The following is a 14,727-nucleotide window of genomic DNA, read 5'->3' as shown; positions in this document are numbered from 1 at the left end:
AAATCCGGCTGATTGTCAGTTTTCTGGCGCTGGTGGTGCTGGCTCTGCCCCTGAGCGGCTGCGGTCAGTCTGCTGGCGGGTAGGTCTGCGGATACGTGATTTTATCCTGTGGACCCGGCGCGTGGGGGGAGCCTTTTTTGCCGCAGCCGCTCAGGGGCAGAGCCAGCACCACCAGCGCCAGAAAACTGACAATCAGCCGGATTTTCATGCTCAGGCTCCCTTGCTCTCAGGTGCGGCCTCAGCATTTAGTGCGGCCAGCCAGCGGCGCGCTTCACGCTGCACGTTGCTGCCTGCGGTGCCGCCCTCACTGGTGCGGGAGGCAATGGAGGCTTCAACTGTCAGCACGGAATAGATGTCGTCCGTAATGCCCGGCTCTTCGGCCTGCATCTCGGCCAGAGACAGATCCGCCAGATCGACGCCTTTTTCTTCCGCTTTGGCGACAAGGCGCCCCGTGACGTGGTGCGCGGTGCGGAACGGCACCTTCAGCACCCGGACCAGCCAGTCGGCAATATCGGTCGCGGTGGAAAAGCCGGAGCCAGCGAGTGCGCGCATCTGAGCGGTATTGGCCGTCATGTCCCGCACCATGCCATCACACGCGGCGAGGGAAAGGGCTGCGGCGTCAGTCGCGGCAAAAACCGGTTCCTTATCTTCCTGCATATCCTTGGCGTAGGCCAGCGGCAGGCCTTTCATCACCGTCAGGAGGCTGACGAGGCTGCCGGTGATGCGGCCTGTTTTGGCGCGGACCAGTTCCGCCGCATCCGGGTTGCGCTTCTGCGGCATGATGGAGGAGCCGGTGGTGAACGCATCAGATAACCGGATGAAGGAGAAGGGTGAGGAACACCAGATGACAATTTCTTCCGCCAGACGGGAGAGATGCATGGCCATGATGGACAGAGCCGAGAGATATTCCAGAGCGAAGTCCCGGTCTGACACGGAATCGAGGGAATTGGCGGTCGGCCGGTCAAAGCCCAGCGTGCGGGCCGTCATGTCCCGGTCGATGGGGAAAGACGTGCCGGCAAGGGCTGCGGAGCCAAGTGGGCATTCGTTCAGGCGTTTGCGGGTATCGGCCAGACGGCCGCGGTCCCGCGCCAGCATTTCCACGTAGGCCATCAGATGGTGGCCAAAGGTTACGGGCTGTGCGGTTTGCAGATGCGTAAAGCCGGGCATGGGGTCTGACGCATGGTCTTCTGCGCGGCGGGCAAGAGCGCGCATCAGAGAGGCGATCTGCTGGTCCAGCCCGTCCAGCGCATCGCGCGTCCACAGGCGGAAATCTGTCGCGACCTGATCATTCCGGGAGCGGGCGGTATGCAGGCGTTTGCCGGGTTCCCCGATCCGTTCGGACAGACGCGCTTCGATATTCATGTGAATATCTTCCAGCGCCTCGGAAAATTCAAAGTGTCCGGCTTCAATCTCCTTGCCGATAGCCGTCAGGCCCTCGCGGATTGCGGCTTCATCCTCAGCGGAGATGATGCCGGTATGGGCGAGCATGGCCGCATGGGCCAGAGACCCTGCAATATCCTGCTTCCACATGGCTTTATCAAACCCGATGGAGGCATTAATGGCCTGCATGATCTGGGAGGGGCCACCGGCAAAACGGCCGCCCCACTGCATGTTGGCGTCTGCTTTGGCCCCAGGCGTGGCGGCTGTGGCCGCGCTGGTGGTGTCTGTGCTGTTCTGGCTGCTCAGAGACATGTCATGCCCCAACCCGTATCCTTACAAAATGTCTGTGCCCTGCATCCGGCGGGTCTGGCCTGTTCAGGCCGCGCTAGGGTGCAGGCGTGTAAAGGCTGCACCCTACTGATGCAGGCGCTGTGGCGCAAACCGTGAAGATGCGCCATGCTGCCCGGACCACCTGTTGTGGGGGCGGGGCTGCCCTGCTGTGCGGCATGGGTTTTCGCCGGGCAGGATCATCCCTATCTTCTCGGGCAGGAAGAACAGGCTTTCAGGAGTTCAAGACTATGAGTGCAACGAACACGCTTACAACCTACGGTGTGATTGACCCCGGCCCGAACGTGCTGCTGGAAGTCACGAAGGCTGTAAGCCCGATTGCAGCCGTGAAGAAAATTGAAGAGAAAATGCGCGGCGCCGAGTATGTGGCAGCCCGTTCCTACGATCTGGGCGGCGAAGACTCGCTGGAAGGCTCAGACCCTGTCTATCTGGTGTATGACCTGACAGACGCGGAACTGGATGATGAAGGCCTGACGGGGGAAGATGCCGGTCTGGTGCGCGCACAGGCTGAGGAAGCCGGTGTTGTGGTCTCCTCCGCCAAAGGCTGAGGCATGACGGCTTCCGGCAGAGTGCCGGAGGGCTGAACAGGAGGCCGCCCGGTTCTGGCCGTGGCGGCCTTTTGACGTTTCAGGCTACCGCACCATTGGCATTGGCATTGGTAGGGGCCGGGGCATGGTATGAGCGCAGGCAGGGTGTGGGCCGTCTGGACGCGCCTGTGGTAAGGCCATGCAGAGAGTGAAAGAAGACGGGAAGGGCGCAGGATGACGGACAGCAACGCAGAAACAGCAGCGGGTTTTGCCGTGTATGGCTCTGATCAGGGTGGTCCGTTTGTGCTGGTGAGCGACCATGCAGGCCGTGCCGTGCCGCCGGAACTTGGGGATCTGGGCGTGAGCGCGGAAGAGCGGGCGCGGCACATTGGCTGGGATATCGGCATTGATGGCGTAGGGCGGCACCTGGCGGCCCGCCTGCCAGCGGTGCTGATTGAGCAGGTTTATTCCCGGCTGGTTATTGACTGTAACCGTGCGCCCGGCCACCCGACCTCCATTGTTACCGTAAGCGACGGCACGCCCGTCCCTGCTAATGAGGGGCTGACGCCAGAGCAGATTGCCGCCCGGCATGATGCAATCCTGCACCCCTACCATGCCCGGATTACGCAGGAGCTGGATGCCCGTGTGCAGGCCGGTCGCCCGACTGTGGTGGTGGCGCTGCATAGCTTCACCCCGGAAATGCGGGGTTTCAAACGCCCATGGCATGCCGGAATTCTGCATAATCATGATTCGCGTCTGGCCCATATCATGCTCGACCTGCTGCGGCGGGAGGGGCTGACTGTGGGGGATAATGAGCCGTATGCGCTCACAGATACCTCCGATTACACAATCCCCCTGCATGGTGAAAAACGGCAGCTCCCGCATCTGGAGATCGAAATCCGGCAGGATCTGATTGCTGAGGAAGCAGGGCAGAAGGAATGGGCTGAGTGTCTGGCGCGCCTGTTGCCGGAAGCGTGGGCGCAGTTCTGCAAACTCTACGGTGAGGCCGGAGCGGCGGATGATGCCTCCGGTCAGGATAACCAGCAGGTGGCGGAACCGGCCAGCGTACGGGTCGGCGGAGCATAAGGGGCGGGGTATAAGGTACGAGCACGCTCTCGCCTGTGATGTCCCGCTTGCGGGCTGACTTGGCTTTTCTATTTGCATCCTGAGATTTATCGTGACCCGGGAGAGCGGTAAGTTTGCGCCAACCCGTACACTTCAAGAGACCAGCATGACGAAAACACCCGATTCTGCTTTTGCTCCCCCTCAGATCATCACCGGCAAAGCACGGCTGGCCGGAGTGCTGGGGTGGCCGGTCTCACACTCACGTTCTCCGGCGCTGCATAATTACTGGCTGCGGCGGTACGGGATTGACGGCGCCTATGTGCCCCTGCCAGTGCGGCCGGAGCAGTTTGAAGCCGCAGTGCTGGGTTTGCAGGCCGCCGGGTTCCGGGGCGCGAATGTCACTATTCCGCATAAGGAAGCCGCCTGCGCGCTGGCGGATCGTCTAGACCCGTCGGCGCAGCGGGCCGGAGCCGTCAACACGCTGGTTTTTGAAGAAGACGGGCGGATTCGCGGCCTTTCAACGGATGGCGGAGGGTTTGTCGCCAGTCTTGAAGCTGCTGGTCTGCCTGTTCCGGCATCCGGCAAAGCACTCCTGCTTGGGGCCGGAGGGGCAGCGCGGTCCGTTGCCGCGGCCTTGCAGGATCGCGGGGTGCAGGTGTCCGTGACCAACCGGACACAGGCGCGGGCAGAGAGCCTTGCCGCAGTTTTGCCGGGGCTTGAGGTCGTGCCGTGGGAGACGTGGGAAGCCGGTCTGGGCGCGTATGATCTGCTGGTGAACACAACGTCTCTCGGGATGGAAGGCGGCCCGGACCCGATGTTCCGACCCTCCCTGAAAGCGGCGTCCCGCGCGCTGGTTGTGGCCGATATCGTGTATGTCCCTCGTCTGACACCGCTGCTGGCGGAAGCTGAACAGCATGGTCTGAAAACACTCGGCGGGCTGGGCATGCTGCTGCATCAGGCGCGCCTTGGCTTTCGTGAATGGTTTGGGCAGGACCCGGTGGTGGATGCGGAGACAGAAGCGACCGTGCGCGCCACGTTTTAACCGCTGCCCTGCACAGCAATGCTGGCGGGCTTGGGCTGTTTTGTGTGCGTGTCGTCATGTGTCTGTCAGGGGCGGATACGCTCAGTCCGTAACGGCTGTGCGTTCTGAGTTCTGAGCCGGATGGTTTGTGGTCAGCCCCCTCATAAAACAGGGAACGCAGCAAGACGGACTTGATGGAAAAAGGAAGGCACAGGCGTCCGGCATGAAAATTATAGGCCTCACGGGTGGCATGGGCATGGGTAAAAGCACTGTGGCCGCCCTGTTCCGGCATGCGGGTATTCCGGTGTTTGATGCTGATGCCGTTGTCCGGGCGCTTCAGGCAGACCATGGCGCGGCTCTCGGCCCCATTGCGGCTCTTGTGCCGGAGGCCGTGACGGACGGGCATCTGGACAGAGCTGTTCTCAGGCGCGCCGTGTCAGAAACGCCCGGTCTGCTCCGGCAGCTTGAGGCTGTGCTGCACCCAATGGTGCGCGCGGCCCGGCAGGTTTTTCTCACGCGGTGCAGGCGGCAGGGTGCGCGCTGTGTGCTGCTGGATATTCCGCTGCTGTTTGAAACCGGCGGCCAGCGCGTGTGTGATCAGGTTCTGGTTGTGTCCGCGCCACCTCGCCTGCAAGCCGAGCGGGTGGCCCGGCGGCGGGGCCTGCCAAAAGCGGAGGCCCGGAAACTGATGGCCCGGCAGATGCCGGACGCCAGAAAGAGACGTCTGGCCGATACGGTGATAGATACCGGGGTTTCTCTGGCCGCAACACGGCGGCAGGTTCGCGCACTGATTAAGGGCTTGAAGGCATGAAACGCTCCATCCTGTTTGATACGGAAACCACAGGGCTGGACCCGGCGACCGGGGACAGGGTGATTGAAATTGCCGCCCTTGAACTGGTGGGAGACCTGCCTACAGGCCGCAGCTACCGCACGCTGATTGACCCGGAGCGGGATGTGCCGGAAGAGGCCTCCCGCGTGCATGGCTTTACGGCTGCGGACCTTGAGGGGCAGCCAAAATTTGCTGAGGTTGTGGACGAATTTCTCAGCTTTATTGGCGATGATCCGCTGATTGCCCACAATGCACGCTTTGACTTTGGCTTTCTGAATGCGGAGCTGAAGCGGGCCGGGCGCGAGCCGCTGGATATGGCCCGCATGGTGGATACGCTGGATATGGCGCGCGAGCGCTTCCCCGGGATGCCCAACAGTCTGGATGCGCTGTGCCGCCGTTTTGGCGTCGATCTTTCTGCCCGAACCACCCATAACGCCCTGCTGGACTGCAAACTGCTGGCCGATGTGTATGTGGAACTGATGGGCGGCCGCCAGCATGGTCTGGGGCTGGTGGCGGACGGCACGCACGGCCCTGCGGTGATGTATGAGGCCCCGGTCAGCCGCCGGGCTGTGCGCGTGGTGCCAACTCAGGCGGAACTGGCGGCGCACCGCGCTTTTCTGGAAGAACTGAAAGAGCCAGTCTGGAACGCTGAATAGAGGCAGGAAAAACTTTTTAAAAAGGTTGCTGCCTTTCTGGTCTTGCCGTGTTTCTTCTTTCAGTAAAACATGGCAAGACAAAAAAGTGCTGCATCTGGATCCCCCGGATTTTGGCGGCCGCCATCCTGAAGCAAGGAGCCTGTTGATGCGCTCTGCATCCCTTCACATTGCGACTGCTCTGGCCTTGTGTGGCACGTGGTCTCTGACCGCCTGTGCTCAGACAGCGCTTGGGCCTGTAACGGGTGAAGTCTCGTTTCACACCAGCTCGGCCGATCTGGGTGTGGGATATACATGGGGGCATGGGGTTCTGACATACGGTGGCCGGAGCTATCCGTTCTCCGTCAGCGGGGCATCGGCCGCGGCCATTGGCTATTCCTCAGGTGATAGTGTGGGCAAGGTCTATAACCTGCAGCGGATTGAAGATTTCCCCGGCACGTTCTGGGCGCTCTCCGGTGAGGCAACGGTGGGCCGTGGCGTGAGCGGCCAGCTGATGGAAAATGACAACGGGGTACGGATTCGTCTCGACTACACACGCGGTGGCGCACGGATTGCGGCGTCTCCCTCCCGCCTGACAATCCGGATGCTGAAAACGCCCGAACCTTCGGCTGACCCGCATGCGGGCAGCGCAAAAAAACATTCTGCCGCCCGATAAACCGTGGCGTATCACCGTGGGGTTGTCCGGCGTGAAAGTTATTGAAAAACCCTGTCGCTGGAGAGAAACAGATTTTCTCTCCAGTCTGTCAGCAGGACTTAAGGGCTGCCCGTGAGCAGCCGGACCGTTTTCTGAATAATCTGCTTTTCTTCAAACAAAGCGAGGGCGCGTTGCCGCCCGGCCTGCCCCATGCGGGTGCGTAAAGGCGCGTCCTGCACAAGCTGGTGCAAGGCCGCAGCAAGAGGCGCAATCGTGGCGGGTGGGACCAGCAGGCCGGTTTCTCCAGAGATCACCTGTTCTCGCGGCCCGCTGATATCGGTGCTGACAACCGGCAGGCCGGTCATCTTGGCCTCGATAATGGACATGGGCAGCCCTTCAAAATGGCTGGGCAGCGTAAAAATATCTGCGGCTGCCAGAACCGCCGGCGTGTCAGCCCGGTATCCCAGACATTTCAGGCGAGGGCCAAGAGCGGCCTGAGCCTCGGCAAAGCAGGTGTCCAGCGCCGCGCCGTGGTCGGATGTCAGGCGCTCTCCCACAACCCAGAGTTCCGCGTCCGGCACGCTGCGCATGGCTTCCAGCAGTTCCGGGTAGCCTTTATGGCGCACCAGTCGGGAGACGACGATAATAACGGGTGTGCTGTCTTTTGTGCCCAGTTCCTGCCGGATGCGTGCGCGGGCCGCCGGGTCAGGCCGGAAGCGGGTGCTGTCCCGCCCGTTCCCGATGGCAATGGGGTTGCGCGCAATGTGGAGCCGCCGGGCGTCGTCTGCCTCTTCGCGTGAGACCGTCAGATAAACATCGGTGATGCGGCCGCAGAGATATTCCAGCCCGAGCGCCAGCCCGCGCCGCAGGGCAGACCCCGGCTGGTTAAAGAGAAAGCCGTGGCAGGTATAGGCAATGCGCGGCACGCCGCACAGTCTGGCAGCGACCCGCGCCAGAATGCCGCTGATCGGCATGTGGGCATGCACCATATCCGGTTTTTCCCGCCGGATAAGGCGTACCAGCGCCCAGAAAGCCCGCGCCTGCGCCGGGAGGGAAAAGGAGCGCGCAAAAGGCAGCGTTTCCACCCGGAACCCGGCCTGCCGGGGCGCGGCTACCAGAGGACCATCCGCACAGACACCAATGACCTCATGCCCATCTTCACGCAGGGCCTGCATGAGCGGCAGGAGGAAGTGGTTCAGGGAAAAATCGACGTTCGTGATTTCAAGAATTTTCACGCGCGGGCTTACTCAGTCATCAGGGTGAGCGCCCAGCGGACCGGACGCATAGCCGGAGCAGCTGCCCTGGAGGGTTCAGCCGTTGCGCCGGAGGATGCGGCTTGTGGTGTTTGCGGGGCTACGTGCTCTGCCTGAGCGGCGTGGTCTGAGCCCGCATCCTCGCTGGCAAACAGAGCCTCCGCCATGCTCGGAGCCTCGTGCGCCGCGTCTGCGCTGTGATCCGTCAGACCGAGGTCTGATGTATGTGCAGCCTGATACGGTCTGCTGTCGGCCGGAGGGGCATCATGCAACAGCGGGCTGAATGCATCGTCTTCTTCATGATGCTGGTGGAGCGCTGTCTCGTCCTGTCCGGCTGCCTGTGTTTCCTGCGGGAATTCAGCAGACTGGTCTCCACCGTGCTCCGCAGCGTAGTCCGCGTAAAATGCCTCATTGTCCTCGGCAGGGCCGGAATGGGTATGGGGGTATTCCGCGTCGTCTTGCGGGTGAGGGGCGTCATAGGCCTCTTCTGCGGCATGGTCCGCATACTCACCTTCTGTTTCCGCGCCGCCCTCATCACCGGCCGTATGCTCTTCCGCTGCAAGCTCTTCTGGCGGTTCCAGGGCTTCGGGCGGGCAGAGGACAATTTGCAGGGTGTCCACGCGCTCTCCGCTACCCAGATAGACACTGTCTTCCACGTAAGCAGGCACGTTGGCCTGAAACAGCCAGCTTTCCTCGTGCGTATAAAGCAGGAAGCCGTGTTCTATCTCTTCGACCGTAATGTCGGGGTGCAGATGGAACCGGATACAGAAATCGCGGCTTTCCGTGCCTTCCAGAGTGTCAGCCCCGCGCAGGGTCTGGCCGTCTTTCCCCAGATAAAGCTGGCGGGAATACACGCCACCGCCCTGTGCTTTGTAGCCATCATGCGTCATGTGCAGCCAGTGCGCGCCATCCTGCGAGGCCTGCGCGCGTGTGACGGCGGGCCTGCTTGTGATGCGGCCTGTCTGGTCGCGCCGGAAGGGGGAGAGGCTGCCCATTTCCAGCACGGAATGTGCGGCGGGGTAGCGCAGGGCTTCGGCCCACCCGCGCTGGGTGCTGGCACCACAATTGACGATAATGCGTTGCCGGCCAGAGGAAAATTCAAAGGACAGCATGCCCGCATGCGCCGTGCTGTCATACCCGTCCGGGGCGGGGCCTGCGGCGTCTGCAAACAGCATGGTGCGCCCGCTTGTCAGGCGGATATAGCCGCTTTCCGGCTGGCTGGCGGCCACAACACGCCCGCGGGAGGCGCGGTTGAGCACCTGCTCGATCAGTTGCGGGTCACGCTCACGGCTGCCGTTAAACAGCATCAGTCCGCCATCTCCGTGCCGCATGGCGCGCAGGGCTGGGGCAGCGCGGTCTGCCACCTCTATCAGGCGGGTGGGTAGAGGCAGGCGGGCGGTTTGCAGGATGCTGAGCATTTCCGCCAGTTCCCGCACGGCCTGAAACTGGTCTTCCGGGCAGCGGGTGATGTGGCTGCCATCCGCCAGAAACTGCCGGTCGATTTCCTGATCAATCAGCCGGAGATAGCGGGACAGAAATTCCTGATGGTCCGGAATGGCGACAGCAACGGCCAGCAGGCCTTTCAGGGCCGTCAGCGCACGCCAGCCACGCGCCTCCTCCGGCATCAGCGCCATGATGGACCGGGCTTCCATAATCAGCGCGGCCATCAGGTTCTGCCGGAAATCATCATCCGCGGCAGCGGCAAAAAATTCGTAATAGGACAGCCATGCCGCCACACGCGCCCCGGTAATGGACGGGTCCGCGATCGGGCGTTCAGAGGCAGGCAGGCCAATCCATGTCGCCACCATGCTCCGCGCCTTGATGCGGGCGGATTCCGCGCCAAGTTCCCGCAGGTCCCGGAGCCAGGTAAAACCCTGAAGCCATCTGCGGTAGGCTTCCGGCCATGCCGGGTTATCCCACTGCAAATGCTGGAGGTTGCGCACAACTCCTTCAAACAGCGTCTGGTTCCGCACCAGCCGCTCACCCACAAGAGGGTTGCCCGGCCACAGGTCTCGTAATGTCAGGGCCGGTGCGGCGGGCACACGGCTAAAACCACCCAGCGGGTTTCGCATGGCAAAGGTCAGACGGGCATCACGGGTCCAGCGGCGCAGGGGCATCAGGCAGGCAGTGCTCCGAAGTGAGAGGGCAGGGAAGGAAAAGGGCCTGTCAGCAGTGATAAAGCCCTGTGTGCAATGGCGGAATGATCTGCATCATGCTGCCACGGGCGCCTTCAGAGCTTCAATAGCCGCAGCGTAGTCGGGCTGGGCATAAATCGCACTTCCGGCAATCAGAACATCGGCCCCGGCTTCGGTGGCCAGAGGCGCGGTTTTCGCGTCGATCCCGCCATCCACGGCCAGACGGATCTCGCGGCCGGTGGCCGTAATCATCTCCCGCAGGCGGCGGATTTTAGGGAGCTGGCTGGTCAGAAATTTCTGGCCGCCAAAACCCGGATTCACGCTCATCACCAGAACGACATCCACCAGATCCAGAACCTCGCTCACGGCTTCCGGCGGGGTAGCCGGGCACAGCACAATGCCGGGTTTGGCCCCAAGGGCGCGGATATGCTGGAGGGAGCGGTGCGCGTGCGGCCCCGCCTCAATATGGATCAGAATATTATCCGCACCCGCTTTGGCGAAGGCTTCCAGATACGGGTCGGCGGGCTGGATCATCAGATGCACGTCAAACGGCAGCGTGCTGTAAGGGCGCAGGGCTTTGACCACCTGCGGGCCGAAGGAGATGTTGGGCACAAAATGCCCGTCCATCACGTCCAGATGAATCCAGTCTGCCCCCGCACTGGCGACGGCCTGAACTTCCTCACCCAGACGGGCGAAGTCGGCGGCGAGGATGCTGGGGGCAATAAGGGGGCGGGATACAGTGCGCATGATGTGTTATCCGCAATCCCGCCGCCAGACGCAACTCTGTTAACTAAGCTTTACACGCTTGTTATGCAGGCACAGTAAAGCGGGCCACAAAAAACCCGTCCATGCTGCCTTTGTCCAGCCACAGGCCCGGATGGGTGCGCAGCCAGCCTTCCGGCGTCAGTGCTTCAGGCAGAAAGGCGATTTCTTCCGGCGTGAAGGGGGAGGGGATCAGCCCCATCGCCTGTGCGGCGCGGGCGCGGGCCGGGCCTTCCTCTTCCTGCAGGGAGCACACAGCGTAAATCAGTCGCCCGCCGGGGCGCAGCATGGTTTTTGCGGCCGCCAGCAGGCGGTCCTGCCCGGCTGTCAGCGCATTGAGGTCTCGCGGGCGTTTGACCCACAGCACATCCGGGTGGCGGCGGGCTGTGCCGGTGGCGGAACAGGGGGCATCCAGCAGGATGGCGTCAAACAGCGCGTCCGGTTTCCATGCGGCGGCATCGTCCTGCACAATCTGCACCGGGTAAGCCAGCCGGGTCATGTTTTCCTGCAAGCGGAGCAGGCGGGCGGGGTTCTGCTCCACGGCCGTCACCTCAGCACCCGTCGCGGCAAGCTGCGCGGTCTTCCCGCCGGGGGCGGCGCACAGATCGGCCACGCGTTCTCCCGGTTTTGCGGCCAGCAGGCGGGCAGGCAAGGTGGCGGCGGCATCCTGCACCCAGAAGGCGCCCTCCTCATAGCCCGGTAGTTCCGTCACGCGGGTGCCCGCAGGCAGCCGGATGGACCCGTTGGGCAGAGCCACACCGCCTTCCGGTGCGGCGGCGCCGGGGCGAAGGGTAATGTCCAGCGGGGCTTCATGGCTGATGCCCTCAGCAATGGCGCGCGCGGCCCCTTTGCCCAGCGTATTCCAGGAACTCCACAGCCATGCCGGAATATTCAGCCGGGGCTGGTCCAGCCCGTCCAGCAGGGCCGGACCCTGATCCGCCACCTTGCGCAGCACGGCGTTGGCCAGCCCGGCAAACGGGGCCAGCTTGCGGCGGCGCAGCAGAGAAACGGTAGTGCCCACAGCCGCATGCGGCGGTGTTTCCAGAAACAGCAGTTGCGCGCACCCCATCATCAGCGCAATGCGCACAGGCTCCGGCGGTTCCTTGCGCAGGAATGGTTCCAGAAGTGTGCGCAGGGTGCCCATGTGGCGCAGGGTTGCGGCGGCCAGACGATGTGCCGCGGCACGGTCCCGCGCCGGGGCCTCATGCTCATTGGCGGAGCGGGAGAGGCTGGTTTCCAGCATACGCCGGTGTTCCACCACGCCGCACAGAATATCAAAGGCAACGTCCCGCGTCGGGTCGGCAGGCTGGGGCGCGTTGTTCCGGCGTGCGGCGTTGCGTCTGGGGTTACGGGGGCGGCGGGGTTCTGCTGTCATCAGCTCACTATCTGTTCAGGCAATCAGGTCAGGCCATCAGAGCGACCCTAAAGGGCGGCCATGAAGGCGAAGGACGGTGGCAGGCTGCCCTGCCGGGGCATCAGGCCACCAGCAGGGCGGCCTCTGCCGGAGTGGATGCCGGGCTTTTGGTCAGATACCGGCGGAGTACATCCGGGTAGAGCCGGTGTTCCTGCCGCAGCACGCGGGCCGCGAGACCCTCTGCCGTATCCTCCGGCAGGACCGGCACGGCAGCCTGCCCGAGAATAGGGCCTTCATCCATCCCTTCCGTCACCAGATGCACCGTGCAGCCGTGGATACGCACACCGGCGTCCAGCGCACGTTCATGCGTGTGCAGGCCGGGGAAAACCGGCAGCAGGCTTGGGTGAATGTTCAGCATTTTCCCCGCCCACTGTGTGGTGAGAAAGGGGGTCAGCAGCCGCATATAGCCTGCCAGGCAGACAACTTCCGCCCCGGCCTTCTGCAAGGCGGCGTCCACAGCGCGTTCATGCGCTTCACGGTCTTTTTTATACAGACGGTGGTCGATCGCCACAGTCTCAAGCCCTGCCGCGCGGGCCATGTCCAGCCCCGGCGCGTCTGGTTTGTTGCTCAGCACAAGGCAGATGCGGGCCGGGAAGTCCGGCCGGGCGCAGGCCTCAATCAGCGCTGTGGCGTTACTGCCCCGGCCGCTGAGCAGAATGGCGACCGGGGTTTTAGGCGTCTCACTCATGCTGCGTGAAAATCCGGAGCCGTCACCATTTTCAGGCCTGCCTTGGCAGAGTTGTCGGTGGCTTTGGCGATATGCCCGATCAGCGTGCCGGTCTCCCCCATGTCTTTCAGGCGGGCCAGAACCTCGTCCGGTTTGGGGGTGATCAGCACCATGCCCACGCCACAGTTAAAGACGCGCAGCATTTCCTCGTTCGCCACATCGCCCGTGCGGGCCAGCCAGTTGAACACGGGCGGGACGGGCCATGCAGCGTCAATCACCGCGTCCAGCCCGTCAGGTAGAATGCGCGGCAGATTGCCCGGCAGACCACCGCCGGTAATGTGGGCCGCAGCATGCAGCAGGCCTGCGCGGTGCAGGTCCAGCACGGTGCGGACGTAAAGTTTGGTCGGGGTCAGCAGGGCTTCACCCAGATTTTTGCCCGGTGCGAAGGCGGCCGGGTCCGTCCAGGCCAGATGGGCATCGGCCACAATGCGGCGCACCAGAGAATAGCCGTTGGAATGTACGCCGCTGGAGGGCAGGGCAATCAGGGCATCGCCCTCTGCAATGCCAGCCGGAAGCAGAGCGGAGCGTTCTGCGGCACCCACGGAAAAGCCCGCCAGATCATAATGTCCATCGGCATACATGCCGGGCATTTCGGCAGTCTCACCGCCCACCAGCGCGCAACCGGACTGCTCACAACCCTGCGCAATGCCGCGCACAACCTTGGCTGCACTGTCTACAGACAGACGGCCTGTTGCAAAGTAATCTAGGAAGAAGAGCGGTTCCGCCCCCTGCACAATCAGGTCATTCACGCACATGGCGACCAGATCGATCCCCACGGTTTCATGCAGGCCAGTTTCAATCGCGAGGGTCAGCTTGGTGCCCACCCCATCCGTGCAGGAGACCAGAACAGGGTCCTTGAAGCCTGCGGCCTTCAGGTCAAACAGCGCGCCGAATCCGCCAAGCCCGCCCATGGTGCCGGGGCGGTCGGTGGCTTTGGCGGCGGGTTTGATGGCGTCAATCAAAGCTTCTCCTGCTTCAATGTCCACGCCGGAGTCACGGTAAGTGAGGCGGGAAGAGGGAGAACTGGAAGAAGACGTCATGACAGGTGCTCTTGGTCTGAAAGGGGTCGATGGAACGGATCGGGTAGGGTAGGAATCCCTGAGGACAGTCTTTACGGCAGGTGAAGCAACACGCAAAGCGGCATGGAACGGAATACGGAAACAAAAAAGCCCGCACAGCAGCCTGTGGCGGACGGAAAGGAGGCCGGAGCGGCCGGGCAGATTGCTCTGCCCTTTGCGCACCGGCCCCGATTCGGCCGATCAGACTTTGTGGCGGCTCCCTCTAATGCTGCGGCGCGCGGCTGGGTGCTGGATGCCGAGGCCATGTGGCGCTGGCCGGAAGGCCGCATGGCCCTGTGGGGGGAAAGCGGCACGGGCAAGACGCATCTGCTTTCCGTCTGGGCGGCGCGGCATGGCGCGCCGGTTATTGAAGGCCGCCGCCTGAATGCGCAGGATGTGGCTGACCTTTTTCAGGAAGGCGGATTTCGCGCGCTGGCGCTGGATAATACGGATCAGGTGCGGGAAGAGGCGGACCTTCTGCACCTGATCAACCTCGTGCGGGAACAGCGCATGGTGCTGCTCATGGCCGGGCGGGCTTCTCCTGCGCGGTGGCCTGTGTCCCTGCCTGATCTTGCCAGCCGCCTGCGGGCCACAGCCTCCGTGCCCATCGGGCAGGCGGAGGAGGATCTGCTGCGCCGGCTGTTCCTGCGTCTGCTGGCGGAACGGCAGATGGTGGTGGCCCAGCCGGTGACGGAGTGGCTGCTGCGGCGCCTGCCGCGCAATGCGGGCGCGATTCGGGATATGGCGGCCCGGCTGGACGCAGCAGCACTGGCATCGGGCGAGAAAGTGACGCGCGCACTGGCGGCGGGTGTTCTGGAATCTGTGCTGGAAGAGGACGCAACGCGTCCTTAACGTCTTGCCCTGCGGGCGTGTCTGCGCCACTGTGTGACAGATTTGTTATAGTGTAACGTCAACCTGAAG

The 14,727-nt window shown here is 63.1% G+C and carries 16 protein-coding genes; 8 read left to right on the top strand and 8 right to left on the bottom strand.

All coding sequences use genetic code 11. The annotated features are described in order from the left end of the window. Nucleotides 1-64: 64 nt before the first annotated feature. Together KP699_RS12895 and argH are read right to left on the bottom strand one after the other, a co-directional pair. Nucleotides 65-208: a hypothetical protein gene (locus tag KP699_RS12895; protein ID WP_167552529.1), complete on the bottom strand. Its 144-nt coding sequence runs from the start codon at nucleotides 206-208 to the stop codon at nucleotides 65-67. Between the two features lie 2 nt (nucleotides 209-210). After that, on the bottom strand, nucleotides 211-1,692 hold the full coding sequence (argH, locus tag KP699_RS12890; RefSeq protein WP_215762906.1) for an argininosuccinate lyase: 1,482 nt from the start codon (nucleotides 1,690-1,692) through the stop codon (nucleotides 211-213). Between the two features lie 144 nt (nucleotides 1,693-1,836). On the opposite strand from argH, the gene KP699_RS16650 reads away from it, so the two are divergent. The 7 genes from KP699_RS16650 to KP699_RS12860 all read left to right on the top strand — a co-directional run bounded on the left by KP699_RS16650 (nucleotide 1,837) and on the right by KP699_RS12860 (nucleotide 6,478). Continuing rightward, entirely contained in the window at nucleotides 1,837-1,962 is a 126-nt protein-coding gene (locus KP699_RS16650) for a hypothetical protein (protein ID WP_256442359.1), read from the top strand. Continuing rightward, nucleotides 1,959-2,276, top strand: a complete 318-nt coding sequence (locus tag KP699_RS12885; protein WP_077930175.1) for a hypothetical protein — start codon at nucleotides 1,959-1,961, stop codon at nucleotides 2,274-2,276. The genes KP699_RS16650 and KP699_RS12885 overlap by 4 nt, the downstream gene beginning before the upstream one ends. 213 nt (nucleotides 2,277-2,489) lie before the next feature. After that, nucleotides 2,490-3,341 carry an N-formylglutamate amidohydrolase gene (locus tag KP699_RS12880; RefSeq protein ID WP_215762905.1) on the top strand — a complete coding sequence of 284 codons (852 nt, stop codon included), beginning with the start codon at nucleotides 2,490-2,492 and terminating at the stop codon, nucleotides 3,339-3,341. Nucleotides 3,342-3,486: 145 nt separating this feature from the next. Beyond that, on the top strand, nucleotides 3,487-4,362 hold the full coding sequence (locus KP699_RS12875) for a shikimate dehydrogenase (RefSeq protein WP_215762904.1): 876 nt from the start codon (nucleotides 3,487-3,489) through the stop codon (nucleotides 4,360-4,362). A 202-nt stretch (nucleotides 4,363-4,564) separates the two neighbouring features. Beyond that, the gene (gene coaE, locus KP699_RS12870; protein ID WP_212373960.1) at nucleotides 4,565-5,152 is read left to right on the top strand and encodes a dephospho-CoA kinase; all 588 of its coding nucleotides are present in this window, start codon (nucleotides 4,565-4,567) and stop codon (nucleotides 5,150-5,152) included. Next, a complete protein-coding gene (gene dnaQ / locus KP699_RS12865; protein ID WP_212373962.1) occupies nucleotides 5,149-5,826 on the top strand; it encodes a DNA polymerase III subunit epsilon in 678 nt (225 codons plus the stop codon). The genes coaE and dnaQ overlap by 4 nt, the downstream gene beginning before the upstream one ends. Nucleotides 5,827-5,911: 85 nt before the next feature. Then, complete coding sequence (locus KP699_RS12860) at nucleotides 5,912-6,478, top strand: hypothetical protein (RefSeq protein WP_374196940.1); 567 nt, start codon at nucleotides 5,912-5,914, stop codon at nucleotides 6,476-6,478. A 98-nt stretch (nucleotides 6,479-6,576) separates the two neighbouring features. Here the strand turns inward: KP699_RS12860 and KP699_RS12855 are convergent, their stop codons facing one another. The 6 genes from KP699_RS12855 to purM all read right to left on the bottom strand — a co-directional run bounded on the left by KP699_RS12855 (nucleotide 6,577) and on the right by purM (nucleotide 13,788). Further along, nucleotides 6,577-7,692 (bottom strand): glycosyltransferase family 4 protein, encoded by a 1,116-nt coding sequence (locus KP699_RS12855; RefSeq protein WP_215762903.1) that lies wholly within the window; start codon nucleotides 7,690-7,692, stop codon nucleotides 6,577-6,579. Between the two features lie 8 nt (nucleotides 7,693-7,700). After that, a complete protein-coding gene (locus KP699_RS12850) occupies nucleotides 7,701-9,827 on the bottom strand; it encodes a heparinase II/III family protein (protein ID WP_215762902.1) in 2,127 nt (708 codons plus the stop codon). Nucleotides 9,828-9,920: 93 nt separating this feature from the next. Next, a complete protein-coding gene (gene rpe / locus KP699_RS12845) occupies nucleotides 9,921-10,592 on the bottom strand; it encodes a ribulose-phosphate 3-epimerase (protein ID WP_086655411.1) in 672 nt (223 codons plus the stop codon). 61 nt (nucleotides 10,593-10,653) lie between these two features. Next, a complete protein-coding gene (locus tag KP699_RS12840) occupies nucleotides 10,654-11,982 on the bottom strand; it encodes an RsmB/NOP family class I SAM-dependent RNA methyltransferase (protein WP_215762901.1) in 1,329 nt (442 codons plus the stop codon). A gap of 100 nt (nucleotides 11,983-12,082) precedes the next feature. After that, the gene (purN, locus tag KP699_RS12835) at nucleotides 12,083-12,709 is read right to left on the bottom strand and encodes a phosphoribosylglycinamide formyltransferase (protein ID WP_215762900.1); all 627 of its coding nucleotides are present in this window, start codon (nucleotides 12,707-12,709) and stop codon (nucleotides 12,083-12,085) included. Then, nucleotides 12,706-13,788: a phosphoribosylformylglycinamidine cyclo-ligase gene (gene purM / locus KP699_RS12830; protein ID WP_215762899.1), complete on the bottom strand. Its 1,083-nt coding sequence runs from the start codon at nucleotides 13,786-13,788 to the stop codon at nucleotides 12,706-12,708. Before purM ends, purN begins: the two co-directional genes overlap by 4 nt. Before the next feature lie 102 nt (nucleotides 13,789-13,890). On the opposite strand from purM, the gene KP699_RS12825 reads away from it, so the two are divergent. After that, nucleotides 13,891-14,658 carry a chromosomal replication initiator DnaA gene (locus KP699_RS12825; protein WP_215762898.1) on the top strand — a complete coding sequence of 256 codons (768 nt, stop codon included), beginning with the start codon at nucleotides 13,891-13,893 and terminating at the stop codon, nucleotides 14,656-14,658. The last annotated feature ends 69 nt before the right edge of the window (nucleotides 14,659-14,727 follow it).

It is taken from the genome of Acetobacter sp. P1H12_c, from assembly GCF_018811975.1.
In the GTDB taxonomy this organism is placed as follows: Bacteria; Pseudomonadota; Alphaproteobacteria; order Acetobacterales; family Acetobacteraceae; genus Acetobacter; species Acetobacter persici.
This window is presented reverse-complemented; position numbering and strand designations above follow the sequence as displayed.